The 601-nt window shown below is 57.9% G+C and carries 1 protein-coding gene; it reads left to right on the top strand.

The window, feature by feature from the left end; translation table 11 throughout:
* Nucleotides 1–114: 114 nt before the first annotated feature.
* The coding region (locus tag NKJ55_RS35510) for an aminopeptidase P family N-terminal domain-containing protein (RefSeq protein ID WP_352453942.1) at nucleotides 115–601 on the top strand (487 nt) is incomplete at its 3' end.

Genomic DNA, 601 nt, shown 5'->3' with positions numbered 1-601 from the left:
GTCTACTGATCGCGTTCTCGGTCTTTATTTATGCCGGCGTGGAAATGGTCCGCCAAGCGGGCGAACGGCGAACCAAACACAGTGAGGTGGTCAATGATGAAGGAGTCTACAGCGGTGAGTGAGCCTGCGAACAGCGGCATGATTTTCCCTGCTGCGGAATATCGGACACGGCTTCAACGCACGCAGGAGGAGATGGCTAAGCATGATCTACCCGTGCTACTGCTGCACCAGCCAGAGAACATCATATATCTAACAGGTTTTGGTTTAAGTGTTGGTTTTTTCTCCTATCACGCCGTCGCGGTTCCGAGGCATGGCGACCCGGTCCTGATCCTGCGCGATGTGGAAGTCCCGGAAGCGCAGCGCGCTTCATGGGTCAAAAGCCACGTGATCTATGCAGATGCCGCCGATCCGCTCCCCGTTTGGCTCGACGCGGCGCGAAGAGCCCTCGATGGCCTCGGCTTGGCAGGCGGGCGCGTCGGAGTGGATGAACACTCCTGGTTCTTGACGCTGGAACGGTGGAAGATGCTGCAGGCGCTGCTCCCGAATGCAACTTTGGTGGGAGAGCCACGGATTGTCGACCACTTGCGCCTGATCAAATCGC

Source organism: Mesorhizobium sp. M0106 (assembly GCF_040322715.1).
In the GTDB taxonomy this organism is placed as follows: Bacteria; Pseudomonadota; Alphaproteobacteria; order Rhizobiales; family Rhizobiaceae; genus Mesorhizobium.
The sequence above is the reverse complement of the archived record's forward strand: the minus strand, read 5'-3'. Positions and strand labels throughout refer to the sequence as shown.